Source organism: Streptomyces diastatochromogenes (genome assembly GCF_002242805.1).
Classification (GTDB): Bacteria; Actinomycetota; Actinomycetes; order Streptomycetales; family Streptomycetaceae; genus Streptomyces; species Streptomyces diastatochromogenes.
On the sequence record NZ_MCGQ01000034.1, the window covers coordinates 101,610 to 127,453 of the forward strand.

The 25,844-nt window shown below is 70.8% G+C and carries 19 protein-coding genes; 5 read left to right on the forward strand and 14 right to left on the reverse strand.

The window, feature by feature from the left end; genetic code table 11:
• Positions 1–57: 57 nt before the first annotated feature.
• From trmD to BEK98_RS33550, 5 genes are all read right to left on the reverse strand, one after another.
• Complete coding sequence (gene trmD / locus BEK98_RS33530) at positions 58–891, reverse strand: tRNA (guanosine(37)-N1)-methyltransferase TrmD (protein ID WP_094220507.1); 834 nt, start codon at positions 889–891, stop codon at positions 58–60.
• Entirely contained in the window at positions 891–1,433 is a 543-nt protein-coding gene (rimM, locus tag BEK98_RS33535) for a ribosome maturation factor RimM (protein WP_094220508.1), read from the reverse strand. Before rimM ends, trmD begins: the two co-directional genes overlap by 1 nt.
• Before the next feature lie 82 nt (positions 1,434–1,515).
• Positions 1,516–1,755: an RNA-binding protein gene (locus tag BEK98_RS33540; RefSeq protein WP_005479813.1), complete on the reverse strand. Its 240-nt coding sequence runs from the start codon at positions 1,753–1,755 to the stop codon at positions 1,516–1,518.
• Between the two features lie 5 nt (positions 1,756–1,760).
• Positions 1,761–2,180 carry a 30S ribosomal protein S16 gene (gene rpsP / locus BEK98_RS33545; protein ID WP_071370664.1) on the reverse strand — a complete coding sequence of 140 codons (420 nt, stop codon included), beginning with the start codon at positions 2,178–2,180 and terminating at the stop codon, positions 1,761–1,763.
• Positions 2,181–2,477: 297 nt separating this feature from the next.
• Positions 2,478–3,080 (reverse strand): hypothetical protein, encoded by a 603-nt coding sequence (locus BEK98_RS33550; protein ID WP_094220509.1) that lies wholly within the window; start codon positions 3,078–3,080, stop codon positions 2,478–2,480.
• A 523-nt stretch (positions 3,081–3,603) separates the two neighbouring features.
• Between BEK98_RS33550 and BEK98_RS33555 the strand changes: the two genes are divergently transcribed.
• A complete protein-coding gene (locus BEK98_RS33555) occupies positions 3,604–4,464 on the forward strand; it encodes a class I SAM-dependent methyltransferase (protein ID WP_094220510.1) in 861 nt (286 codons plus the stop codon).
• A 21-nt stretch (positions 4,465–4,485) separates the two neighbouring features.
• Here BEK98_RS33555 and ftsH read toward each other — a convergent pair whose 3' ends face one another.
• The 6 genes from ftsH to nsdA form a co-directional block, all read right to left on the reverse strand.
• The gene (gene ftsH / locus BEK98_RS33560) at positions 4,486–6,420 is read right to left on the reverse strand and encodes an ATP-dependent zinc metalloprotease FtsH (protein ID WP_094220511.1); all 1,935 of its coding nucleotides are present in this window, start codon (positions 6,418–6,420) and stop codon (positions 4,486–4,488) included.
• Positions 6,421–6,545: 125 nt separating this feature from the next.
• Positions 6,546–8,096: a signal recognition particle protein gene (ffh, locus tag BEK98_RS33565; RefSeq protein ID WP_094220512.1), complete on the reverse strand. Its 1,551-nt coding sequence runs from the start codon at positions 8,094–8,096 to the stop codon at positions 6,546–6,548.
• An 83-nt stretch (positions 8,097–8,179) separates the two neighbouring features.
• Positions 8,180–10,630, reverse strand: a complete 2,451-nt coding sequence (locus tag BEK98_RS33570) for a [protein-PII] uridylyltransferase (RefSeq protein WP_094220513.1) — start codon at positions 10,628–10,630, stop codon at positions 8,180–8,182.
• 25 nt (positions 10,631–10,655) lie between these two features.
• Positions 10,656–10,994 carry a P-II family nitrogen regulator gene (locus tag BEK98_RS33575; RefSeq protein WP_030990174.1) on the reverse strand — a complete coding sequence of 113 codons (339 nt, stop codon included), beginning with the start codon at positions 10,992–10,994 and terminating at the stop codon, positions 10,656–10,658.
• Positions 10,991–12,334 carry an ammonium transporter gene (locus BEK98_RS33580; protein WP_094220514.1) on the reverse strand — a complete coding sequence of 448 codons (1,344 nt, stop codon included), beginning with the start codon at positions 12,332–12,334 and terminating at the stop codon, positions 10,991–10,993. The genes BEK98_RS33575 and BEK98_RS33580 overlap by 4 nt, the downstream gene beginning before the upstream one ends.
• Positions 12,335–12,741: 407 nt before the next feature.
• Positions 12,742–14,226 (reverse strand): transcriptional repressor NsdA, encoded by a 1,485-nt coding sequence (nsdA, locus tag BEK98_RS33585; protein WP_094220515.1) that lies wholly within the window; start codon positions 14,224–14,226, stop codon positions 12,742–12,744.
• Positions 14,227–14,682: 456 nt separating this feature from the next.
• Between nsdA and BEK98_RS33590 the strand changes: the two genes are divergently transcribed.
• A complete protein-coding gene (locus tag BEK98_RS33590) occupies positions 14,683–15,345 on the forward strand; it encodes a bifunctional DNA primase/polymerase (protein WP_094220516.1) in 663 nt (220 codons plus the stop codon).
• A gap of 96 nt (positions 15,346–15,441) precedes the next feature.
• Here the strand turns inward: BEK98_RS33590 and ftsY are convergent, their stop codons facing one another.
• Positions 15,442–16,644, reverse strand: coding sequence for a signal recognition particle-docking protein FtsY (ftsY, locus tag BEK98_RS33595; RefSeq protein WP_094220517.1), 1,203 nt, complete (start codon positions 16,642–16,644; stop codon positions 15,442–15,444).
• A 172-nt stretch (positions 16,645–16,816) separates the two neighbouring features.
• Between ftsY and BEK98_RS33600 the strand changes: the two genes are divergently transcribed.
• The 3 genes from BEK98_RS33600 to BEK98_RS33610 are packed head-to-tail and all read left to right on the forward strand — an operon-like array spanning position 16,817 to position 19,713.
• Entirely contained in the window at positions 16,817–18,274 is a 1,458-nt protein-coding gene (locus BEK98_RS33600) for a cytosine permease (protein ID WP_094220518.1), read from the forward strand.
• Between the two features lie 54 nt (positions 18,275–18,328).
• Complete coding sequence (locus BEK98_RS33605) at positions 18,329–19,300, forward strand: LLM class flavin-dependent oxidoreductase (RefSeq protein WP_094220519.1); 972 nt, start codon at positions 18,329–18,331, stop codon at positions 19,298–19,300.
• Positions 19,301–19,353: 53 nt separating this feature from the next.
• On the forward strand, positions 19,354–19,713 hold the full coding sequence (locus BEK98_RS33610; protein ID WP_094220520.1) for a hypothetical protein: 360 nt from the start codon (positions 19,354–19,356) through the stop codon (positions 19,711–19,713).
• Between the two features lie 124 nt (positions 19,714–19,837).
• On the opposite strand, the gene BEK98_RS33615 is transcribed toward BEK98_RS33610, so the two are convergent.
• Positions 19,838–21,256 (reverse strand): sugar porter family MFS transporter, encoded by a 1,419-nt coding sequence (locus BEK98_RS33615; protein WP_094220521.1) that lies wholly within the window; start codon positions 21,254–21,256, stop codon positions 19,838–19,840.
• 204 nt (positions 21,257–21,460) lie between these two features.
• Positions 21,461–25,444, reverse strand: coding sequence for an AAA family ATPase (locus BEK98_RS33620; RefSeq protein ID WP_094220522.1), 3,984 nt, complete (start codon positions 25,442–25,444; stop codon positions 21,461–21,463).
• Between the last annotated feature and the right edge of the window lie 400 nt (positions 25,445–25,844).

A 25,844-nucleotide genomic window follows, 5' to 3' on the forward strand; every position in this document is an offset into this window, starting at 1 on the left:
CGGGCGTCGTGTCCCCCTGCGGCAGGGGCGCACGCCGGACGGACGCACAGCAACGGCCTATTCTTCCACGCCGTCGGCCCGGCGCCAAAATCGGCCGAACGGCCGACCGCCGGGGTCCGGCTCCCAGCCCAGGATGGAGAGCATCTCGCGGTCCTTCTTGTCGAAGGCCTTGGGGTCGCAGTGCTCGATCAGGTCGGGCCGGTTGGCGGTCGTACGCTTCAGGGCCTCGTCGCGGCGCCAGCGGGCGATCTTGCCGTGGTGGCCGCTGAGCAGCACGTCCGGGATGTCCCGGCCACGCCAGACGGGCGGCTTGGTGTAGACGGGGCCTTCCAGGAGGCTGGCCATCGCGCCGGGCGCGAAGGAGTCGTCCCGGTGGGACTCGGCGTTGCCGAGGACGCCGGGCAGCAGCCGGGCCACGGCCTCCGTGACGACCAGGACGGCCGCCTCACCGCCGGCGAGCACGTAGTCGCCGATGGAGACCTCGTAGACCGGCATCCGGGTGGCGTACTCGTCCATCACACGCCGGTCGATGCCCTCGTAGCGGGCCGGGGTGAAGATCAGCCAGGGGCGCTCGGAGAGTTCGACCGCGAGTTCCTGGGTGAAGGGGCGGCCGCTCGGGGTGGGCACGATCAGCGCGGGGGCCTGGGCACCGGTCTCGTAGCCGTCGGCGAGGACCGTGTCGAGGGCGTCGCCCCAGGGGTCGGTCTTCATGACCATGCCGGGGCCGCCGCCGTACGGCGTGTCGTCGACGGTGTTGTGCCGGTCGTAGGTCCAGGACCGCAGGTCGTGCACGTGCACGTTCAGCTGTCCACGCGCGCGTGCCTTGCCGACCAGGGAGACGTTCAGCGGTTCCAGGTACTCGGGGAAGATCGTGACGACGTCGAGGCGCATCAGGACTCGTCCCGGTTCGAGTCGATCACCGCGCGGTCGTCGATCAGGCCCGGCGGAGGCGCGATGACCGCCTTCTGCTCCTCGAGGTCGATCTCGGTGACGATCTCCTCCACGAAGGGGATCATCACCTCGCTGCCGTCGGGGCGCTCCACGATGAAGAGGTCCTGGGAGGGCAGGTGGGAGATCTCGGTGATCCGGCCGACCTCCGTGCCGTCCTCGGTCACCACGTCGAGGTCGATGAGCTGGTGGTCGTAGTACTCGTCCTCGCCCTCGGGGAGTTCCTCGGGGTCGATCTCGGCGATCAGCAGGGTGTTGCGCAGGGCCTCGGCGCCGGTGCGGTCGCTGACGCCCTCGAAGCGCAGGAGCAGGCGGCCGCTGTGGACGCGGCCGGTGGCGATGGTGAGGGGCCCGGTGGAGGCCGGGTCGGTGGCCAGAACGGCGCCCGGGGCGAGCCGCAGCTCCGGCTCGTCGGTACGTACCTCGACGGTGACCTCGCCCTTGATGCCATGGGCGCGGCCGATCCGTGCGACTACCAGCTGCACGAGTACAGATCTCCTGTCATACGACTGCGGGCCGGGGACGGCCCAGTGGCCCTCCCCGGCCCGAGCCGGTTGCGATGAAGCGTCAGCGGACGTGGTCCACGTCGACGAGGTCGACGCGGACACCGCGGCCGCCGATGGCGCCCACGACGGTACGCAGAGCGCGCGCGGTACGGCCGTTGCGGCCGATCACCTTGCCGAGGTCGTCGGGGTGGACCCGGACCTCCAGCACGCGCCCGCGGCGCAGGTCGCGCGAGGCGACCTGCACATCGTCAGGGTTGTCGACGATGCCCTTCACGAGGTGCTCAAGCGCCTCTTCGAGCATGCTGCTCAGGCCTCGGTCGACTCGGACTCGGCAGCGGCCTCGTCCTTCTTCTCAGCCTTCTTCTTCTGGGTGATCGCCTCACCCTTGCCCTCGTCGTCACCGCCGAGAGCCTCGAACGACGGACGCGCGGCCTTCGGAGCGGCCACGAGCAGCGGCGCCGGGGCGGGCTCGCCCTTGAACTTCTGCCAGTCGCCGGTCTTCTTCAGGATGGCGAGGACGGGCTCGGTCGGCTGCGCGCCGACACCCAGCCAGTACGCCACGCGGTCGGCGTCCACCTCGATGACCGACGGGTTGTAGGTCGGGTGGTACTTGCCGATCTCCTCGATCGCACGGCCGTCACGGCGGGTGCGGGAGTCGGCGACGACGATGCGGTAGTGAGGCGAACGGATCTTGCCCAGACGCTTCAGCTTGATCTTGACTGCCACGGGAGTGGATTCTCCTGGTTTTGACGTGGTTGGGCACGGCGAGACTGCCGCGTGGGGTTGCGGTACCCGAGTGCCCGATGGACGCGTCAGCCGGAGGAGAGAGGGGTCCTGTGCGGCTGTCGAGTACAGCTAGCCATTGTGCCACACCCTGCGGGCCGCTTCCGGCCGAGGGGGTCGGACCGCGTCCGGGCACGCCTGGGGCGCACCCGGCGTGGAGGTGACCTACGTCGGGTGCGCTGCCCGGCGCTGTGAAGTTGCCGTCCGCGCGCACCGCGGCTGCCACGAGCAGCCGCGGTGTCAGCTTGCCGCCGCCCCCACGACCTCCGGGATGCGGAACGGCTTGCCGCAGCCGCCGCACACGATCGGGGCCTGGGCCAGGACCGACGGGACCACCCGGACGTTGCGCCCGCAGTCGCAGACGGCCTTCACGCGGACGCCGCCGCCGGAGGAGCCGTGCCGGGCTGCCGGGCCGCGGAAGGTGCGTGAGGTGTCGGCGGAGGTGGCCACCGTGTGGGCCTTCAGGGCGCGCTGGAGCCGCTCGATGGTCGGGCGGTAGCGGCGCTTGGCCTCGGGGTTGAGCGTGACCAGGGAGAAACCGCTGCTCGGGTGCGGTTCCTCGGGGTGGTCCAGGCCCAGCTCCTCGGCGATCGCGAGGAATCTGCGGTTGTGGTAGCGGCCGGCCCGGGAGGTGTCGCGCACGCCGCGGGCAGCGGCGATGCCGTGGACTGCTTCATGGAGCAGTCGCTCGAAGGAGAGTTCGTGACCGCACGCGGACGACGACTCCCCGATCAGGGACTCTGGCGCGGCAAGGTCCGGCAGCTCGGGGTGGTACCGCTGAATGTCGGCCCACGCCTGCGCCAGCTCTGCGGCGAGAACAGGTGGTGTCTGTGTCGTGCTCACGTAATGACAACGAGCGGGGGTGCCGCTGTGTTCCTATTCCGGGCCATCCCAAATAATTTGCACGTACCCGTCAGTTGCCACTGATGCGTCCTGACGAGGGCGGGTGCGCTGATCTGCGGAGAAGACGCACAGCTCATACCAAGCCGGTGCGTAGTCTGACGTACGGCCCGCCCTGTAGCGGCGAGGACAGCGGTGCCCGGCGGATGCGCAAGAAGTGTTTCGGTCGCTCTCGCACGAGGCCGTCACCTCATACAGCGTCCGTGACGATCGTGACGTTACCGGGTATGCGCGCGCGCCCGGCCACCGGCCCGTCCCGGGCGAGTGGACACCGTACGGTCACCCAGATTGCGTGGATGTGAAATCTCGCCACACTCGGCACCGACCCCCAAGCAGGGGCCCACGACCCCTGGACGGCACCGCGAGCCGGGAGTTACCTGACATACGTGGATAGTGCGAGCGCACGGCATCGGGGGCCACGCAATCGGGCACACGGCGAACTGTCGGCGGAATGGGGCGCTTACCTATGACACCTACGCTCGTGCGGGAACACCTGTCTCACCCGGGCTCCGTACCTCCCCGGGCGAGCCTGTGCGCACGCGCGCGTGACTGGTCCGAGATCCAGGAGCGGATGCTGGTGCCGCTCTACGAGACCGTCTACGAGCGACTTGAAGTAGGCCCTGCCACACGGCTGCTGGGCCTGCGCTGCGGTTCCGGGCTCGCCCTGCTGATGGCGGCCTCCAGAGGTGCCGCGGTCACCGGTGTCGACACCTGCGCCGAACGGCTCGCCCTCGCACGCGAGCGCCTGCTGCCGGACGTTCCGCGCGGCACGCGCGCGCGTACGGGCGCGCGACTCGTCGAGGGCGCCCCCGGGGACGCGGCCGACCCGGACACGCCCGGGTACACCCTGGTGACCGTCTTCGAGCCGATCGGCTCCCTGGCGGGCGACGCCGAGGGGCTCGGCGAGCTGCTGGCGGCCGCGCTGCCGACGGCCGTGCGCGGAGCGGCCGTGGTGCTGGCCGGCTGGGGCCCGCCGGAGCGCTGCGCGACCTCCTCGGTGCTGCGGGTGGCGACGAAACTGGCCGATCCCCTGCGCAGCGCGGGCAGTTGGCGCCCCGCCCGCCGTGACGACCTGGAGGAGGTCGCCCAGCGGGCCGGTCTGAAGCCGGACGGCTCGGGGCGGGTGGCCTGCCCGTTCGGGTACGCCGATCTCGACAACGCCGTACGCGGTCTGCTGTCGACGGGCCTGTTCGACGCGGCGATCGCGGCGACCGACCGCAAGCAGGTGGACAAGGAGCTGACGGAGGCGCTGCATCCGTACCGGCGCCCGGACGGCACCGTGTGGATGCCGAACGTCTTCCGCTACCTGATCGCCCGCGTGCCCTAGGGCTGATCCGCCGGACAGGCCCTAGGCGTCAAGGTCCTTGGTGAGGCGTGTGATGCCGGCGACGCGGTAGGCGTCCGCCTCCTCCAGGGTCTCGTTCTCCAGCAGGGCCTGGGCGAGGGCGTCCAACTGGCCGCGGTGGTCGCGGAGTTTGCGGCAGGCCTCCTCGTAGCACTCGTCGACGATCCGGCGCATCTCGCTGTCGATCACGTCGAGGGTCTGCGGGGCCGCGGCGAGGCCGTAGGCCTGCTGGGCGTCGTTGGGCAGGGCGGAGAGGCGGCCGACCTGGTGGCTCATGCCCCAGCGGGAGACCATCCCGCGCGCGATGTTGGTGACCTGTTCCAGGTCGCTCTCGGAGCCGGTGGTGACCACGCCGTAGACGACCTGCTCGGCCGCCATGCCGCCGAGCGCGCCGATGATCCGGCCGCGCAGGTAGTCCTCGGTGTACGCGTACCGGTCCGCCTCCGGCGTGGACAGCGTGACACCGAGCGCCCGGCCGCGCGGCACGATGGTGATCTTGCGGACCGGGTCGGCGCCGGGCTGGAGCATGCCCAGCAGGGCGTGGCCGCTCTCGTGGTAGGCGGTGCGCCGGCGTTCCTCCTCGGGCATCACCAGCGGGCGTTCGGCGCCCAGCTGGACCTTCTCCAGCGCCTCCGAGAGGTCGGTCTGTGTCACCTGCTCCTGCTGGCGCTTCACGGCGAGCAGGGCGGCCTCGTTGGCGAGGTTGGCCAGTTCCGCGCCCGTCATCCCCGGGGTCGTACGGGCGACCTGGGCGAGGTCGACGCCCGGGGCGAGCGGGATGTCACGGGTGTGGATCTCCAGGATGGCCTCGCGGCCGCCGCGATCCGGGGGCGAGACCTGGACCACCCGGTCGAAGCGACCGGGGCGGGTCAGCGCCGGGTCGAGGATGTCGGCGCGGTTGGTGGCGGCGAGGACGATGACGCCCTCGGCGCCGGAGAAGCCGTCCATCTCGGTGAGGATCTGGTTCAGGGTCTGCTCGCGCTCGTCGTGCCCGCCCATCCCGGAACCGCCGGCGCGGGCCCGGCCGATGGTGTCGATCTCGTCGATGAAGATGATGGACGGGGCGACCTTGCGGGCCTCCGCGAACAGCTCCCGCACCCGGGAGGCGCCCACGCCGACGATCATCTCGATGAACTCGGAGGCGGAGGCGGAGAAGAAGGGCACGCCCGCCTCTCCCGCGACCGCGCGCGCGAGCAGTGTCTTGCCGGTGCCGGGCGGGCCGGCGAGCAGCACACCGCGGGGCATCTTGGCGCCCATGCGACGGTAGGCGTCGGGGTTCTTCAGGAAGTCCACGACGTCGTTCAACTCGCCCGCGACCTCGTCGATGCCCGCCACGTCGGCGAAGGTGGTGCGCTTCTCCCCCGGGATCAGCTCCACCGGCTTCGGCGGTGCCTTGCGGCCGAGCATGCCGCCCGCGCCGCCCATCCCCGCGCTCATCCGCCGCGCGATGAACACCCACACCGCGATCAGCAGCAGCATGGGCGCCAGCGAGATCAGCAGGTTGGCGAGAAAGCTGCGGTGCTGGACGACGGGCTCGGCCGTGACGGTGACGTTGTGCTTGGTGAGGTTCGCCCACAGCTGGTCGTCGGCGAAGGACGGCCGCTGGGTGTTGAACTCGGTGTACTTCCCGCCGCTCGGGTTGCTCTGCTCCGTCTTGAGCTTGCCCTGGATGGCGTCGCCCTTGGCGTAGATCTTGCTGACGTTGCCGTCGTTCACCTGCTTGCTGAACTCGGTGTACGAGATCGTCGGCTCGTTGGCCTGGTCGAAGAAGGACAGCACCAGGTTGGCGATCAGGTACACGACCAGTGCGGTGAAGACAAGCCGCCACCAGCCCCCGCGCAGCTTGCGCCCGCCGGGCGGCTTCGGCGGCTCCTCGGGAGCACCCTCGGTACGCCAGGGCTGGTCCGGCGACTTGCGCGGCGGCGCAGGGTTGGTCATATCGGGACGTTACGACACCGGTCCGGCACCGGCACGCGCAGATGCGACTGGGGGCGCCCCTCCGAAGAGGAGCGCCCCCAGGGTCGTACTGACGTACTACAGGCCGTACTGACGTACTACGGCACTCAGCCCATGAACTTCTTGAACTCGTCCGGCAGCTCGAAGTCCTGAGCGCCCTGCTGCGGCAGCCCGAAGGCGCCTCCGCCCTGAGCGGCGGCCTCACGGCGCTGCGCCGCCTCCAGCTCCTGCTGCTTGCGCTTCATCGGGTTGCCGGAGCGCTGCTTGCCCTTGGCCTGCTTCGGCTGCTTCTTCTGCCGGCCGGGGCCGCCGCCCATGCCCGGGATCCCCGGCATGCCGGGCATGCCGCCGCCCTGGGCCATGCGGGACATCATCTTGCGGGCCTCGAAGAACCGCTCGACCAGACCCTTCACCGCGCTGACCTCGGCACCGGAACCCTTGGCGATACGGGCACGGCGCGAGCCGTTGATGATCGTCGGGTCCTGGCGCTCGGCCGGGGTCATCGACTTGATGATCGCGGCCATGCGGTCGACGTCCCGCTCGTCGACGTTGTTGATCTGCTCCTTGATCTGGCCCATGCCCGGCAGCATGCCGAGCAGCTTGGAGATGGAGCCCATCTTCCTGACCTGCTCCATCTGGGCCAGGAAGTCGTCCAGGGTGAAGTCCTGGCCCTTCTTCGACGCCAGCTTGGAGGCCATCTTGGCGGCCTCTTCCTGGCTGAAGGTCTTCTCCGCCTGCTCGATCAGGGTGAGCAGGTCACCCAGGTCGAGGATGCGGGAGGCCATCCGGTCCGGGTGGAACGCGTCGAAGTCCTCGAGCTTCTCGCCGTTCGACGCGAACATGATCGGCTTGCCGGTGACCTGGCGGATCGACAGGGCGGCACCACCGCGGGCGTCACCGTCGAGCTTGGAGAGCACCACACCGTCGAAGCCGACGCCGTCGCGGAAGGCCTCGGCGGTGTTGACGGCGTCCTGACCGATCATCGCGTCGACGACGAACAGGATCTCGTCCGGAGAGACGGCGTCGCGGATGTCCGCGGCCTGCTGCATCATCTCCTGGTCGATGCCGAGGCGGCCGGCGGTGTCCACGATCACGATGTCGTGGACCTTGGTCCGCGCGTGCTCGATGGAGTCCTTGGCGACCTTGACCGGGTCACCGACGCCGTTGCCCGGCTCCGGGGCGTAGACGGCGACACCGGCGCGCTCGGCGACGACGCTCAGCTGGTTGACGGCGTTCGGGCGCTGGAGGTCGGCGGCGACCAGCAGCGGCGAGTGGCCCTGCTCCTGGAGCCACTTGCCGAGCTTGCCCGCGAGGGTGGTCTTACCGGCACCCTGAAGACCCGCCAGCATGATCACGGTCGGGGGCTGCTTGGCGAAGCGCAGGCGCCGGGTCTCGCCACCGAGGATGGTGACGAGTTCGTCGTTGACGATCTTCAGCACCTGCTGGGCCGGGTTCAACGCCTTGGAGACCTCGGCGCCGAGCGCGCGCTCCTTGACGTTCTTGATGAACGTCCGGACGACCGGCAGGGCCACGTCGGCTTCGAGGAGCGCGATACGGATCTCGCGCGCGGTGGCGTCGATGTCCGCCTCGGAGAGCCGTCCCTTGCCGCGCAGGTTCTTGAAAGTCGCTGACAGGCGATCGGAGAGAGTGTCGAACACGGCGCTCGCGGTCCTCGGGGTCGGTGGTGGCTGCTGGGAATCGCCCTCCAGGGTATCCCGGCGGTGAACTCATCGGGGAAGGGTCATCCCCGCAGGGTCTCCTCGAGCACCCGGGCCAGCGAGTTCGCGTCCGGTGCGGGCAGGGGCGCGCCCGTGCCGGTGGTGACGTAGAACGCGTCGACGGCGTTGGCGCCCAGGGTGCTGACATGCATGCTGCGCACCCGCACCCCGGCCTTCTCCAGGGCCATCCCGATCCGGTGCAGCAGTCCGGGGGCGTCCTGGGTCCGCACCTCGATCACCGTGGCGTGGTGGGAGGCCGCCGGGGCCACCGTCACGCGGGGCGGCGGGGCCACCCAGCCGCGGCGGCGCGGGTAGGCCGCGTCCCGCTCGGCGAGGCGGCCCGCGATGTCGAGCGAGCCGTCGAGGGCGCGGACCAGGTCGGCGCGCAGCCGGGCGGCCTGGGGCAGGGAGCCGTACTCGGCAGCGACCCGCCAGTTCAGCAGCAGGACCGCGCCGTCGTCGACGTCGTCGGGCAGGGTCAGGGCGCTCAGCTCGGCCGTGCGGACGGTAAGGCGGTGCACGGCGAGGACGCCGGCGACGGCGGGCAGTACGGCGGGCTGGTCCGGTACGGCGATGAGCAGCTCCACGCCGAGTGGCTCGGGCGAGCCGGGGGCCTCCTCCTCCGGCACCGGCTCGGTCTGTGCGCGCAGGGCGAGGACCGGGCTGCCGGTGCGGAAGGCCTCGATGGCGAGGCGTTCCTGCTCGGCCGTGGGCGCGGCGGGCTCGGGTTCCTCGGGGGCGTCCCCGGCGAGGACGGCGGAGACGCGCCGCACCAGGTCGGCGACGAGGGAGCCGCGCCAGGACGACCAGGCGGCGGGTCCGGTGGCGAGGGCGTCCGCCTCGGTGAGGGCGTGCAGGAGTTCCAGCGTGCTCTGGGTGCCGACGGCCTCGGCGACCGAGCGGACGGTCGCCGGGTCCTCCAGGTCGCGCCGGGTGGCCGTTTCGACGAGCAGCAGATGGTGCCGTACCAGCGTGGACAGCACCGCCACGTCCGCGCGGTCGAAGCCGATCCGCGCGGCCACGTCCTTGGCGATGATCTCGCCGGCCACCGAGTGGTCGCCGGGCCAGCCCTTGCCGATGTCGTGCAGGAGGGCGGAGACGAGGAGCAGGTCGGGGCGGCCGACCCGGCGGGTCAGCTCGGAGGCACGGACGGCCGTCTCGATCAGGTGCCGGTCCACGGTCCAGATGTGGACGGCGTTGCGCTGCGGGCGGCAGCGGACCCGCTCCCAGTCCGGCAGGAGGCGGCTGATCAGGCCCTCCGCCTCCAGGGCCTCCCAGACGTCGACGGTCGGGCGGCCGGAGCCGAGCAGGGTCACCAGCTGTTCGCGGGCCTCGGCGGGCCAGGGCGTGGGCAGGGGGCGCGCGGTGGCGGCCATGCGCCGTACGGCGTGCAGGGAGAGCGGGAGTCCGGCCTGCGCGGCGGCGGCCGCGGCACGCAGGGGGAGCACGGGGTCACGTTCGGGGCGTGCGGTCCGGGCGAGCACCACCTCGCCGTCCTGCTCCACCACGCCTTCGGCCAGCGGGGAGCGCTCGGCGACCGGCTTGCCGCCGCCCAGCATGGCGCGCAGGCGCGGGCGGACGGCGCGCGAGCGCAGCACGCGCCCCACCTCGCGCCAGGTGACATCACTGGCGTACGAGATGACGCGCGCCGCTTCATAGACCTGCCGCAGCAGGGTGTCGGCGTCCAGCAGCCCCAGCTCGGCCGCCACCTGGTCCTGTTCCTGCAGCGCGAGCCGGTCGGTGGCCCGGCCGGTGGCCAGGTGCAGGGCGTCCCGGACGTCGAGCAGGCGCCGGCGCGCGTCCGCGAGGCCCTCGCGCGGGGCGTCGGCCAGCCAGGAGGCGGCCACGGCGCGCAGGGCGGTGGCGTCCCTGAGGCCGCCGCGGGCCTCCTTGAGGTCGGGTTCCAGGAGGTACTGCAGCTCGCCCTGGCGTTCGGCGCGGTCGGTGCAGAGTTCCTGGAGTTCGGGAAGGCGCTTGGGTGCCTGGTTGCGCCAGTCGGCCAGGACGGCCGTACGCAGTCCGGCGGTGAGGCCGAGGTCACCGGTGAGGTGGCGGGCGTCCAGGAGGCCGAGTTGGACTTTCAAATCCTCTGCGGCGGTCTTGCGGGCCTCCGCCGGGGTGCGGACGGAGTGGTCGAGGGCGAGGCCCAGGTCCCACACGGGGTACCAGAGGCGGTCGGCCAGGGCGGCGACCGCGCCGGGGTCGCTCCCGTCGTGCAGCAGCAGGAGGTCGAGATCGCTGCGCGGGGACAGCTCGCCGCGGCCGTAGCCGCCGACGGCGACCAGTGAGACGCCCTTGAGGCCGTCGGCCGCCGCCGTGAACAGCCCGGCGAGCCAGTCGTCGGTCAGTTCGGCGAGGGCGGCACGGCGCGGCGGCCCGGACCGCGCTCCTTCGGTGAGGAGGCGCAGCCGGGCCGCCGCGTAGCCGCTGGGTCCCGAGTCATCCGCTTCGTTCCGCACATCCGTACCCGTCACCCAGCGACTCCTGTCTTCTGTCGTGTCAGAGCGCGTCCGGGCCGCGCTCGCCGGTACGGACCCGTACGGCCGTCTCGACCGGCAGGGACCAGACCTTGCCGTCACCGATCTTGCCGGTGCGGGCCGCCTTGACGATGACCTCGATCAGCTGCTCGGCGTCGTCGTCCTCGGCCAGTACCTCGATACGGATCTTGGGGACCAGGTCGACGGTGTACTCGGCACCGCGGTAGACCTCGGTGTGGCCCCGCTGACGACCGTAACCGCTTGCCTCGGTGACCGTCAGCCCGTGGACGCCGAAGGCCTGAAGGGCCTCCTTGATCTCATCCAGCCGGTGAGGCTTGACGACGGCGGTGATGAGCTTCATGCGTCCACCTTCTTGCTGTGCGTGGCGGCCAGGGCCGGGGAGGCCGCGGCGGATCCGATGACACCGCCACCGGTGCCGCTGAAGTCGTATGCGGTCTCGGCGTGCTCGGCCTGGTCGATGCCCGAGACTTCCTCGTCCTCGCTGACCCGCATTCCGATGGTCTTGTCGAGGAGGAAGGCGAGGACCGCGGAGGCGATCAGCGAGTAGGCGAGGACCGCACCGACACCGGCGCACTGCTTCCACAGCTGGGTCCAGGTGTGGTCGCCGTAGAAGACGCCCGTGGCCTCGGACTGGCCCTTGCCGGTGGCGAAGAAGCCGATGAGCAGGGAGCCGATGATGCCGCCGACCATGTGGACACCGACGACGTCCAGCGAGTCGTCGTAGCCGAACTTGAACTTCAGCCCGACGGCCGCGGCGCAGGCGACACCGGCGATGGCGCCGACGGCGATCGCACCGAGCGGGGAGACCGCGCCACCGGACGGGGTGATCGCGACCAGACCGGCGACCGCACCGGAGGCGGCGCCCAGCGTGGTGAACGCGCCGTGCCGGATCTTCTCGTAGGCGAGCCAGGCCAGCATGGCGGCGGCCGTCGCGACCTGCGTGTTGACGAACATCAGCGCGCCGACGCCGTCGTCGTTGCCGAGCCACGAACCGGCGTTGAAGCCGAACCAGCCGAACCACAGCAGACCGGCACCGAGCATGACCAGCGGGAGGCTGTGCGGGCGCATCGGGTCCTTCTTGAAGCCGACGCGCTTGCCGATGACCAGGATCACGCCGAGGGCCCCGGCACCGGCGTTGATGTGCACCGCCGTACCACCGGCGAAGTCGATCACACCGAGCTTGTAGGCCCAGCCGTCGGCACCCCAGACCCAGTGGGCGACCGGGACGTAGACGATCGTGAGCCACAGGGCGATGAAGAGCGACCAGGCGGAGAACTTGACGCGGTCCGCGAGGGCGCCGCTTATCAGGGCCGGCGTGATGATCGCGAACATCAGCTGGAACACCATGAAGACGAAGATCGGGATGGTGTAGCCGTCCCACAGCTCCGTCAGCCCGATGTTGCTGAGGCCGAACCAGTCGGAGTTCCAGCCGATGAGGCTGTTGTGCGTGCCGAATGCGAGGGAGAAGCCGTAGAGCACCCACAGAATGGTGACGATGCCCATGCTGATGAAGCTCATCATCAGCATGTTGAGGGTGCTCTTGACCCGGACCATGCCTCCGTAGAAGAAGGCCAGGCCCGGGGTCATGAGCAGCACCAGGGCGGAACAGATGAGCATGAAGCCTGTGTTCGCGGAGGACAGCTTGGGTGCCTCCGCGGCAAGCGTGATGGCTGGTGCCATCGGCGTCTCCTCGTCGGTTGGTACGGCCCCGTGCGGGCGAAGCCTGAGAGCGGTCCGGTTCAGTGAGGGGTGGGCCGGTTATGCGCCATGAGATTGGCGCAGCGCGGTTTCGGTGGAAGCCCCTCGTTGTTTCGCCGGGGTGACGAAGGCGCATGGCGTGTTACGCGTTTATGAACTGCCGGATGTCCGGCGCGCTGATCGTTATCGTGACGCAACCATCTTGAATGGCACCGCAACCATGCATTGAGGGACCACGACGGCGAGCAACCACGTCCGCGAGAGCGGCGCCGGTTTAGGCGCAAAAAAGGGTCCGGCCGCGGCGGGCCTCTCGATGACCTGGCGTGGGGGAGCCGAGTCGGGCAGTTCGGGAGGACCGGCCGCGGCCGGGGCATGCGTGTCCTGCGGGGTCAGACGGCCTCGGCGGTCTCCGGGAGGTCGACGGCGAGCTGGTCGGTGAGGTCGACGACGGCGCTGAGATCGCCGAAATCGCGCACGGCCGTGTCGACCGTCTTTCGGATACGAGTGTTCACACGCTCGGAGCGGACCTTCTTGGCGATGTCCATGGCCTGCGAGGCGTACTCCGTGCTGCGCTCGGGCTCGCGCTGGAGCAGGTGCACGGTGGCCATGCCGATCAGGTTCAGCGCATACGACCGCTGGTGCTCGCTGTCCTTGGCGAACAGCTCCACGGCCTGCTCCATCAGCGGCTCGGCCAGCGAGGCGTAGGTGGGGCTGCGTCCGGCGACGTAGGCCAGGTCGCGGAAGGAGTGGGAGTTCTCCCCGTACAGCTCGGCCTCGGAGAAGAAGCGGATCCAGTCGGGGTCCGGCTCGTCCCACTCGTCGGCCTCGCCGAAGGTGTCCTCGGCCATCCGGACCGCCCGCTTGCACTTGCCGGGCTGGCCCATGTTGGCGTACGCGCGGGCCTCCATCGCATACAGCATGGACTGGGTACGCGGGCTCGCGCAGTCGCGGCTGCCGTACTGGGCGAGGTGGATCAGCTCCAGGGCGTCGTCGGGCCGGCCGAGATGGATCATCTGGCGGCTCATGCTGGAGAGGATGTAGGAGCCCAGCGGCCTGTCGCCGGCCTCCTTGGCGGCGTGCAGGGCGAGGACGAAGTACTTCTGCGCGGTGGGCTGGAGCCCGACGTCGTACGACATCCAGCCGGCCAGCTCGGCCAGCTCGGCGGCGACCTTGAAGAGCTTGCGGGCGGTGGCCTCGGGCTGGGGTTCCTGGAGGAGGTCGGTGACCTCGTGCAGCTGGCCGACGACCGCCTTGCGGCGCAGGCCGCCGCCGCACTGGGCGTCCCACTGGCGGAACATCCGGGTGGTGGACTCCAGCAGGTCCAGCTCGGGCTTGGACAGCCGGCCGGGCCTGCGGGACTCGAAGACGGGCTCGGGCTCGAACTCGGGCGGGACCGGCGAGGAGGGTGCCGGCACGAGCCAGCGCTGCATGGGCTCGATGAGGGACGGGCCCGCGGACAGGGCCAGCGAGGTCCCGAGGAAGCCGCGCCGCGCCAGCATCAGGTCGCTGCGCGAGAACTCGCTGAGCAGGGCCACCGTCTGCGGACCCGTCCAGGGCAGGTCGACGCCGGACGCGGAGGGTGACTGGCGGGCGGCGCGCAGACCGAGGTCCTCGATGGAGACGACACAGCCGAAGCGCTCCGAGAACAGCTCGGAGAGGATCCGCGGGATCGGCTCGCGCGGGTTCTCCCCGTCCAGCCAGCGGCGCACCCGTGAGGTGTCCGTGGAGATGTGGTTGGCACCCAACTGGCGTGCCCTTCGGTTCACCTGGCGGGCCAGTTCGCCCTTGGACCAGCCGCTGCGCACGAACCACGAACCGAGCAGCTCGTTGGGGCGCTTGTCAGCGTTCGTACCGCTACCGCCGTTGCCGCCCACTGGAACGCCCCCATCCCTGAGACCACTTGTCGCCGAATGCGCCAAGCCCTATCAGAATGCCGGTAAATACGGCCTCCGTCCGCCGGTTCTCACCCTTCGAACGAGCTGACGACTTGCCTCCGGCATACCCACGGGTGCATGTGCCCCCAGGCCTCGCACACTCACAGTAATCCTACGATCACCGACCCAGCCATGGCGATCCCTGAAACGCCACCATTCGCCACCCCTTCGAATGAACTCACGATCGCCTCCACGCGATTCACTTGACATAGGACGGCCGGAAGTGGGCGGAGTGATGCGCGCAGGGGCGCGCGAAGTCCGATGCACCACCCGTGGCGCTGCAAAGCGCCGCCTTGGCCTCGCGGGAGCGGGGGAAGGCGGAGCCGTAGGGTCACGTTCCGCTTCCGTCTCGCTCCGTGTCGTAACCACCGGCGCGCTGGACCCGTTGGAGGGGGCATGGGCTTCACGATCGGCGGCATTCGCGAGATCCGCTCCGGCACGCGTCGGCGCGGTCGCTCGTCGGAGTGCACCGCCGTCGCCGAGTTCACCGGGCTGTGGGGCTGGGACGTGGTGCCGGGCGCACGGGCCGCGGCGGGCGCCTGCTCCTGCGGGCACCCGGACTGTCCGGCGCCGGGCGCACACCCGCTCGACTTCGCGCCGCAGGTGTCGGCCGGGGCCACGCTCGACGAGGTGTCCAAGGCCTGGGCCGAGTTCCCGGGTGCGTCCGTGATGCTGCCCGTCGGCCGCGCGTTCGACGTCGTCGAGGTCGCCGAGCCCGCCGGTCGCCGCGCCCTGGTCCGCCTGGAGCGCATGGGCCTCCCGCTCGGCCCGGTCACCGCGACCCCGGACGGCCGCGCCCACTTCTTCGTCGCCCCCGGCGCCGCCGCCGAACTCGCCCAGCTGCTCTACCGCATGGGCTGGGACGACCCCTCCGCCCTGGACCTGCGCGGCCTCGGCCCGGGCACGTACGTCACCGCCCCGCCCTCCGACCGGGGCGGCCTGGGTCCGGTGCGCTGGCTGCGCCCGCCGGCCCTGGACTCGGCGACCCGGCCACCGGCGGCCCGGCTGCTGCTGGGCACGCTGGCGTATGTGGCGCACCGGTCGCGGGCGCGGGCGTGACGGCCGTATCCGCGGCGCACATGGCGAAGCGCCCGTCCCCAACTGCACCTTGGGAGCGGGCGCTTCTTTCGCGACTCAGAAGATTCGCTACCTGAGTCAGTCACCGATCAGGGCGTCCACGAACGCCTCCGGCTCGAACGGCGCCAGGTCGTCCGCGCCCTCGCCGAGGCCGACCAGCTTGACCGGCACGCCCAGCTCGCGCTGGACCGCGACCACGATGCCGCCCTTGGCGGTGCCGTCCAGCTTGGTCAGCACGATGCCGGTGATGTCCACCACCTCGGCGAACACCCGGGCCTGCACCAGACCGTTCTGGCCGGTGGTGGCGTCGAGGACGAGCAGCACCTCGTCCAGCGGCGCGTGCTTCTCGACCACACGCTTGACCTTGCCCAGCTCGTCCATGAGGCCGGTCTTGGTGTGCAGACGCCCGGCGGTGTCGATGAGGACGACGTCGACCCCCATCTCCTTGCCTTCCTTGACCGCGTCGAAAGCGACGGAGGCGGGGTCGCCGGCCTCGGGCCCGCGCACGGTGTAGGCGCCGACCCGCTCGCCCCAGGTCTGCAGCTGGTCGGCGGCGGCGGCACGGAAGGTGTCGGCGGCGCCGAGGACGACCGTACGGCCGTCGGCGACCAGGACGCGGGCGAGCTTGCCGGTGGTGGTGGTCTTGCCGGTGCCGTTGACGCCGACGACCATCACGATGCCGGGCTTGCGGTCCTCGGGCTCGGTCTTCACCGTGCGGTCGAATTCGGTGCCGACCAGCTTGAGCAGCTCGTCGCGCAGCAGGCCGCGCAGCTCCTGCGGGGTGCGGGTGCCGAGCACCTTCACACGCTCGCGCAGCCGCTCGACCAGCTCCTGCGTGGGCTGCACACCGACGTCGGCGGTGAGCAGCGTGTCCTCGATCTCCTCCCAGGTCTCGTCGTCGAGGTGCTCGCGGGACAGCAGCGTGAGCAGGCCCTTGCCGAGGGCGTTCTGCGAGCGGGACAGGCGGGCGCGCAGGCGGACCAGCCGCCCGGCGGTGGGCTCCGGGATCTCGATCTCGGGAGCCTCGATGACGGGAGGCTCCTCCACGGCGACCGGTGCCGAGCCGCCGGGGAGATCCACCTCCTCGATCGTCCGGCGCGGTTCGTCGCGCGGCGTCTCGGCCTCGTCGCCGACGTGCGGCTCGGCCGGGGGCGCGGTGATGTCGGGCGCGGCGGGTGGCGGCGGGGGCAGCGGCTTCCTGCGCCGGCTGCCGACGATGAGCCCGCCGATCGCGCCGAGCACGACCACGGCGATGACTACAGCAAGGATGACGGTTTCCATAACCCGTCCAGTATCAGCCATGGGTTGCGGCGGAGCCCTGCTTGTACCTTCCTCCGAGAGACAAACGACCCGTAAGGCGAGGAGTCGGACCAAAGTACGATGGCAGCGACTCTATCAACGCGCGTAGAGTCCCCACGTCCCCTGTCCCCCCACCCCTAGGGCATCGTCTTTCATGAGCAAGACAGCCGAGACCGAAGGCGCTCTCGAGACCCGTGGCATCGAGCAGGTACCCGACCACGAGCGCACCGCGAGAACCCGGGAGCTGTTCCCGACCTGGGTCGGCGCCAACATCAGCGTGCTGCTGCTCACCATGGGCGCGAGCCTGGTGGTGGCGTACCACCTGAACATCTGGCAGGCGCTCGTCGTCGCGGTCGCCGCGCCGATCGTGTCGTACGGCCTGGTCGGGCTGATCGGCATCGCGGGCAAGCGCGGCGGGGCGCCCGGCATGGCGCTGTCGCGCGCGGTGTTCGGGCAGCGCGGCAATCTGCTGCCCGGTTCGGTGATCTGGGTCGCCCGCTGGGGCTGGGAGACGATCAACGCGGTGACCGGCGCCTACGCGATGCTCACCATCCTGGACATCGTGTTCGGCATCAAGGCCAACAGCGTGCTGGACCTGGTGACACTGCTGGTGTTCGTGGTCGCGACCTTCGCGATCTCGGGGCTGGGCATCAACGCCGTCCAGAAGTGCAACAAGTACGCGACCTACTTCTTCGGCGTCTTCTCGGTCCTGGTCCTGGTGTACCTGGCCGTGAACACCGACTGGTCGAAGGTGACGGCTCACAGCGCCGGTTCCACGGCCGCGGTGATCACCGGCATCGGCATGATCGCGGCGGGTGGCGTCAGCTGGATCCCGTCGGCACCCGACTTCACCCGGTATCTGCCGCGCACGGCGTCGTCGAAGGCGATCGTGGGCACGGCGGTGGGCGGTGCCGGCATCGTCGTGCTGCCGATGGTGCTGATGGGCGCGGTGATGGCGGTCGCCACCCCCGACCTGGCCTCGGCCTCCGACCCGGTCTCCTTCCTCGGCGAGATCCTGCCGACCTGGATCGCGGTGCCGTACCTGCTGATCGCGCTGATCGGCATGCTGCTGATCAACTCCATGTCGATGTACTCGGCCGGCTTCACCGCGCAGACCCTCGGCTTCAAGGTGCCGCGGCACTGGGCGGTCTCGGTCAACGCCGTGATCTCGCTGGTCTTCGGCGGGGTGCTGATGCTCGTGGCGACCAGCTTCATGGGCTCCTTCATCGCCTTCCTCTCCCTGCTCGCGGTGGCCTTCTCCGCCTGGGTCGGCGTGTTCGGCGCGGACATGCTGCGCCGCACGGAGTACGACGGCCGGGCCATGACCGACACCACCCGCACCAGCGCCTACTGGTACCGGGGCGGCTTCTCCCCCGCCGCGGTGGCCGCCTGGGCGATCGGCCTGGTGGCGGGCCTGATGTTCACCACCTCGGACTGGTTCACCGGCCCGCTGGCGAAGAACAACGTCATCGGCGAGTACGGCCTGGGCTGGGTCGCCACGATCGTGATCTCCGGCCTGCTGTACCTGGCGCTTCCGAAGCCGGCGGTGGTCACACCGCAGGCGGCGGAGGAGGCCGAGGAGGCCGAGGAGGCCGAGCCTCTGGCCGTCTGACGCTCCGTCAGCTACCGTCCCCCTCCACCGAGCCGCACCGGAGGGGGACTTCCCATGCCCGTCACGGTCGTACGTTTCAACCTCGTCGCACCCGGCGCCACCCCCGCCGCTCTCGCCGCCCGCTACCGGGCCGCCCTGGAGATGGCCGCGTACGCGGACCAGCACGGGATCACCACCGTGCAGACCGAGGAGCACCACGGCGCGGACAACAACTGGCTGCCCTCGCCGTTCGCCTTCGCGGGCGCGGTGTTCGGGGCGACCCGGAACATCGCGGTGACGGTGTCGGCGGTGATCGGCCCACTGCACGATCCGCTGCGGCTGGCCGAGGAGATCGCGGTGCTGGATCTGCTCAGCGGCGGCCGGCTGGTGACGGTGGCCGGGATCGGTTACCGGCCCGAGGAGTACGCCCTGTTCGACGTGGACTGGAAGCGGCGCGGCCGGCTCCAGGACGAGCTGCTGGAGACCCTGCTGAAGGCATGGACCGGCGAGGAGTTCACCTACCGGGGCCGTACGGTACGGCTCACCCCGCGCCCGTACACCGATCCGCACCCCCTGCTGCTGGTCGGCGGCTCCTCGAAGGCCGCCGCCCGCCGGGCCGCCCGGCTCGGCCTGCCGTTCTTCCCCAGCGCGCATCTGCCGGAGCTGGAGGCGTACTACAAGGAGCAGCTCACGGAGTACGGCACCGAGGGCTGGACGATGATGCCCGCCGCCGAGACTCCGCTGCTGCACGTCGCCGAGGATCCGGACCGGGCGTGGTCCACGTACGGCGAGCACTTCCTGCACGAGGCCCGGACCTACGCCTCCTGGCAGTCCCGCGACATCCGCTCGGCCGTGAAGTCGGCGGCCACGACGGTCGAGGAACTGCGCGCGGAGGGCGTGTACCGGATCCTCACGCCGGAGGAGTGCGTGGCGCAGGGCCTGGACAGCCTCGTACTGCATCCGCTGGCGGGTGGGATGCCGGTGGCGGAGGGGTGGCGGAGCCTGCGGTTGTTCGCGGAGCGGGTGCTTCCGGCGCTGGCGGGCTGAGCTGCGGCGATAACCGGTGGTCCGGCCGGCAGCGGCGGTGCTGCACTGGGGTCATGAGTCTGAGCGTGGATGTGGTCGTCCGGGGACCGGACGGGGAGTTCGACGTGCTCGACGTGCCCGAGGGCTGCAACGACGCGGCCGGATTCGAGTCCTGGCGCTGGAAGGTATGGGGATCGGACGCGGTGCGCTCACTGGGGGCCCGCTGGTTTCCGCTGCTGGACGGCGAGTGGCTCGAGGTCGCGAACGGGGAGCTGCCGGAGTTCCTGGCGGAGATCGCCCTGCTGCGTGCCCACCTGGACCTGATCGGAGGGGCGACCGGGGTGGATCCGTGGGGGATCGGCCGCCGCCTGGACAACATCGAGGCGGCGGCGTTGCGCGCCCGGAGACTCGGGGCCGGCGTCCTCATCTGGTGAGACAGCAGAATCTGGTGAGACAGCACACCGCCGCCCCCGCTCGGGCAGTGACCGAGCGGGGGCGGCGGACGGTACGAGGAGGCGGGCAGCGGGGACTTGGCCCGTCTCCTCGGGACGGTGGGGCCTAGCCCATCTCCTCCAGCGCCTTGCCCTTCGTCTCCTTGACGAACTTCAGGACGAACGGGATGGAGAGCGCGGCGAAGACCGTGTAGATGATGTACGTGCCGGAGAGGCTCCAGTCGGCCAGCGACGGGAAGCTCGCGGTGATGGCCCAGTTGGCGATCCACTGCGCGGCGGCGGCCACGCCCAGGGCGGCGGCGCGGATCTTGTTCGGGAACATCTCGCCGAGCATGACCCAGACGACCACACCCCAGGACAGGGCGAAGAAGAGGACGAACACGTGGGCGGCGATCAGGGCGATCCAGCCCTGGGTCGCGGGCAGCTTGCCGTCGACCAGGTGGTACGAGAACGCCCAGGCCTCCAGGGCGAGACCGACGGCCATGCCGACCGAGCCGATCAGCGCGAGCGGCCTGCGGCCGACGCGGTCCACGAAGATCATCGCGATCACGGTGCCGACGATGTTGATGATCGACGTCGTGAAGGAGTAGAAGAACGAGTCCGTCGGGTCGACACCGACCGACTGCCACAGCGTCGAGGAGTAGTAGAACGCGACGTTGATGCCGACGAACTGCTGGAAGACCGAGAGGCCGATACCGATCCAGACGATCGGCTTGAAGAAGGAGCCGCCACCGAGCAGGTCCTTGAAGGTGGACTTGTGCTCGCTGTTCATCGCGTGCTCGATCTCGGCGACGCGGGCGTCCAGGTCACGGTCCTGGCCCTCGACCTCGGCGAGGATCTCCTTGGCGCGCTCACGCTTGCCGACGGAGATCAGGAAGCGCGGGGACTCGGGGATCGCGAAGGAGAGCAGGCCGTACAGCACGGCCGGGACGACCATCACGCCGAGCATGACCTGCCAGGCCTCCAGGCCCATCAGCTTGCCGCGCTGGTCACCGCCGGCGGCGTTGAGCAGACCCCAGTTGACCAGCTGCGAGATGGCGATGCCGATGACGATCGCGGCCTGCTGGAAGGAGCCGAGGCGGCCGCGGTACGCCGGCGGGGCGACCTCGGCGATGTAGGCGGGGCCGATGACCGAGGCCATGCCGATGGCGAAGCCGCCGACGACGCGCCAGAGGGCGAAGTCCCACAGCGCGAAGGGCAGCGCCGAACCGACGGCGCTGACCGTGAACAGCACGGCGGCGATCTGCATGACCCGGATGCGGCCGATGCGGTCGGCTATCCGTCCGGCGTAGGCGGCACCGATGGCACAGCCGATCAGGGCGATGGCGATGACCTGCGCAAGGGCCGCGGAGCCGATGTCGTAGCGGCCTCGGATGGCCTCGACCGCGCCGTTGATCACGGAGCTGTCGTAGCCGAAGAGGAAACCGCCCATGGCGGCCGCCGCCGCGATGAAGATGACGTGCCCCAGATGTTCGGGGTGAGCCGTCCTGGCTCCTTGCTGAGGTGCCTGCGCTGTGCTGGTCACGAAAAATCTCCTCGGGCCACGGCAACGCTGCCGGGGTGGGGGTGAGCCCTCTCAGGTGGTGACACCTGAAGGTAAAAGCAACGTTGCAGAGACTATGCCTTCAAGTTTCGAAGTCAATAGTTCAACTGCTGTGAGTTTTGAGATATGACCCGAGGGGTCTGTGTTCAAGAAGTGAACACAGAGTCAGTTGATCTTCAGGGTTGACTAGCGGAGGCGCTGAGAGATGACCTTCGACACGCCGTCACCCTGCATGGAGACGCCGTAGAGCGCGTCGGCGACCTCCATCGTGCGCTTCTGGTGCGTGATCACGATCAGCTGCGAGGCCTCCTGCAGCTCCTGCATGATCCGGATCAGCCGCTGGAGGTTGGTGTCGTCCAGGGCGGCCTCGACCTCGTCCATGACATAGAACGGGCTCGGCCGGGCCTTGAAGATCGACACCAGCAGCGCCACCGCGGTCAGCGACCGCTCGCCGCCCGACAGCAGGGAGAGCCGCTTGACCTTCTTGCCCGGCGGCCGGGCCTCGACGTCCACACCCGTGGTGAGCATGTTGTCGGGATCGGTCAGGATCAGACGTCCCTCGCCGCCCGGGAAGAGGCGGCTGAAGACGCCCTCGAACTCCCGGGCCGTGTCCCGGTAGGCCTCGGTGAAGACCTGCTCGACGCGCTCGTCCACCTCCTTCACCACCTGGAGAAGGTCGGCGCGGGTCTTCTTCAGGTCCTCCAGCTGCTCGCTGAGGAACTTGTGCCGCTCCTCCAGGGCCGCGAACTCCTCCAGCGCCAGCGGGTTGACCTTGCCCAGCTGCTGGTACGCCCGCTCGGCGGCCTTGAGCCGCTTCTCCTGCTCGGCGCGCACGAAGGGCCTGGGCTGGTTGCGCGGGTGCTCGGGGTCCTCCGGCAACTCCTCGCCCTCGGCGGGCGGGGACGGCGGTACGAGCTGATGGGGGCCGTACTCGGACACGAGCCCCGCCGGCTCCACGCCCAGCTCCTCCAGCGCCCTGGTCTCCAGCTGCTCGATCCGCAGCCGCTTCTCGGCGCCGAGCACCTCGCCGCGGTGGACGGAGTCGGTGAGCTTGTCCAGCTCTGCCTTGAGGTCGCGGCCGGCGGTGCGCGCGGCGGTCAGCTCCTGCTCCCGCGCGGCCTTGGCGGCCTCGGCCGCGGCCCGCTCCCGCGCGGCGCGGGCCAGGGACACCTCGACATGCGCGAGCAGCTGGCGCGCACCGGAGGCGACGGCTTCCGCCACGGCCGCCTCGTGCCGCAGCCGCGCCCGCCGCTGCTCGGCACGCGCGCGTGCCTCGCGTTCGGCGCGGGCGGCACGGTCCAGCGAATCGGCCCGCCCGGCGAGCCCCTTGACCCGCTCCTCGTGTGTACGGACCTGGAGCCGGGCCTCCATCTCGGTCTGCCGGGCGTTGGCGCCGTCGGCCGCGAGCCGGTCCCGTACCGAGGTGTCCGGCTCCTCCTCGACCGGCATCTCCTCGGCGACGGCCAGCCGTTCAGCCAGCTCCTCGGCATCCTGTACGGCCTTGTCGAGCGCTTCCTGCGCACGCGCCGCCGCTGCCGTGGACCGCTCGGCCTCCCCGGCGGCACCGCGAGCCTGCCCGGCGAGCCGCCCCAGCTGCTGGGCCACGGCCGACTTCTCCCGGTCGGCGGCCCGGCGCCGCTCCCCCAGCTCCTCCACGAACGCGGCGGCCTCGGTACGCCGCCCGGCCGCCGCCTGCTGCGCCTCGGTGAGTTGCTCGCACCGCACCGCCAGCTCTTCCAGCTCCGCCGCGGCCTCGTCCACGGAGGCCTGCACTTCCAGCAGACTGGGCGCCCCGGCCGACCCGCCGTGCGCGAAGTGCGCACCGAGCAGGTCGCCTTCGGCGGTGACGGCGGTCAGCTCGGGGTGGGCGTAGACAAGATCCTCGGCGTCCTCGAGCGTGCCCACGACGACGATCCCGCGCAGCAGGCGGCGCACGGCGGGCATGAGTTCCACGGGGCCACTGACCAGGTCGGCGGCGAAGGGGTGCCCATCGGGGCGGGGGCGGCGCGGGGCACCGGCAGCCGGGGCGTGCTGCCACGAACCGGCGGCCTCTGACACCGGGGCAGTGGCCGCTGCCGGCATGGGTGCGCCCGGCGCGTCATGGCCGGCGCCGGTACTGCCTGCCGGGCCGTGTCCGCCCGTGCCACCACTCGGACCGCCCGCACTCGCCCAGCGCTCGGCCGCCTGCCCGCTCGCGTCATCAGCAGGGGTGGCCGCCTCCGACGCGGCATGCCCGGTGCCGGCACCGCCTGCCGGGCCGTGTCCGCCCGCACTCGCCCAGCGCTCGGCCGTCTCCCCGCTCGCGTCATCAGCAGGGGTGGCCGCCTCCGACGCGCCATGCCCCGCACCGGCACCGCCTGCCAAGCCACGTCCACCTGCGCCACCACTCGCACTCACCCAGCGCGTGGCCGCCTGCCCGCTCGGGACTTCGGCCGGGGCGGCCTCCTCAGGTGCTGCCGCCAGCAGTAGTGCCGCGCGGCCCCCGTCCTGTTTGCGCAGCAGTCTGATCGCCTCGGCCGCCGATGCCGGTGTCGTCACGGCGATCGCGTCGGCCGCCGTGCCGAAGGCGGCGGCCAGTGCGACCTCGTGGCCCGGGGCCACGGTCAGCAGTTCCGCGGCCGGGCCCAGGAGTCCGGTGAGGCGGTCCCGGGCGCCCAGCAGTATGCCGGTGCCGTCCTTGCGCCTGAGGCCCAGCGCCAGCGCCTCGTGGCGGGCCTGGGTCGCGGCGCGCCTGCGTTCGGCCGCGGTGGCCGCCTCGCGGGCCGCGCTCAACGCGGACTCTGCCTCGGCGAGCTGCCGTTTCGCCGCCTCGTGCTGCTCGGCGAGGTCCGCGTCGCCGGCGTCGAGGCCGTCGACCTCGGCCTTGAGCGCCTCGTACTCCTCCTGGGCGGCGACGGCACGTTCCTGCGCCTCGTCGCGGGCGGCGGCCAACCGGTCGATCTCGGACTGGGCGGAGGCGGCGCGCGAACGGGCCGCGTTGACCTGGCCGTTGAGCCGGGCCAGACCCTCGCGGCGGTCGGCGATCGCGCGGGCCACGTCCTTCAGGCGCCGCTCCTCAAGGGCCAGTTCGCGCTCCAGCTCGGCGCGGTGCGCGACCGTGTCCTCCAGGGCCCGCTCGGCCGCCTCCAGGGCCGCCTCCAGCTCGGCCTCCTGCTCGCGGATACGAGCGGCCTCGCGCTCCATGTCCTCGGGGTCGCGGCCGCGCCGCTCCTCGGGAGGTGCGGAGGTGGCGCTCTTCACCCGTGCGTCGGCCAGCGAGATCGTGCCCCGCACCCGCTCGGCGAGCTGGGACAGCTCGTACCAGGTCTGCTGGGCACGCTGGAGGCGCGGGGTGAGCTGCCGTACCTCGTCCTCCAGCAGGGCCTCGCGCTGCAGCGCCTTCTTCAGTTCCTGCTCGGCGCCTTCCTTGCGCTCCTTCAGGGCCGCTTCGTCGGCGATCTCGGTCTTCAGGGCGTCGCGCAGGCGTACGAGGTCGTCGGCGAGCAGGCGCAGGCGCGCGTCGCGGAGGTCGGCCTGGATGACGGCGGCCCGGCGGGCGACCGCGGCCTGGCGGCCCAGCGGCTTCAGCTGGCGGCGCAGCTCGTCGGTGAGGTCCTGCACGCGCGCGAGGTTGGCCTGCATCGCGTCCAGTTTCCGCAGCGCCTTCTCCTTGCGCTTGCGGTGCTTCAGCACACCGGCGGCCTCTTCGATGAAGGCGCGGCGGCCCATCGGATCCGCGTGCAGGACGGAGTCGAGCTGTCCCTGGCCGACGATGACGTGCATCTCGCGGCCGATACCGGAGTCGGAGAGGAGTTCCTGGATGTCCAGGAGGCGGCAGGTGTCGCCGTTGATCTGGTACTCGCTGCCGCCGTTGCGGAACATGATCCGCGTGATGGTGACCTCGGCGTACTCGATGGGCAGCGCCCCGTCGGAGTTGTCGATGGTCAGGGACACCTCGGCGCGGCCCAGCGGCGGACGCCCCGTGGTGCCGGCGAAGATGACGTCCTCCATCTTGCCGCCGCGCAGCGACTTGGCACCCTGCTCACCCATGACCCAGCTGAGCGCGTCCACGACGTTGGACTTGCCCGAGCCGTTCGGGCCGACGACACACGTGATCCCCGGTTCGAACCGGAGCGTGGTCGCCGAGGCGAACGACTTGAACCCGCGGAGGGTCAGGGCCTTGAGGTGCACGCCGCTGGACTCTACCTTCCGCCGCTATCTCACTCCACGAACACTCGCAACAGGTGCTGAACACCCTGGTCACCCGCTTTCTCTCCGCATTCGGCGAAACGGATCATGTCCGCAATCCGGGAATGCAGGGGCGGGGTCCCTCACGCCCTTGAGCCCCCGACGGTGACGCCCAGCTCGGCCGCCATCGGCAAAGGTCACGCATTCGATGCAAGAACTCCCGTTCGCTTCCGGGAGTGCGTGTCCCACGGTTTCGCCGTTGAACATGCAGGGCACATCAGACGTTAAAGAAGGTGAAAGGATGCGCGGGGGAAAGAAAGAAGGGACGCCGAAGCGTCCCTTGCAAATCTGACGGCTGGGTTTCAGTCGTCTGGCAACTGTGCGGTTGATACGGGCAGCCCAA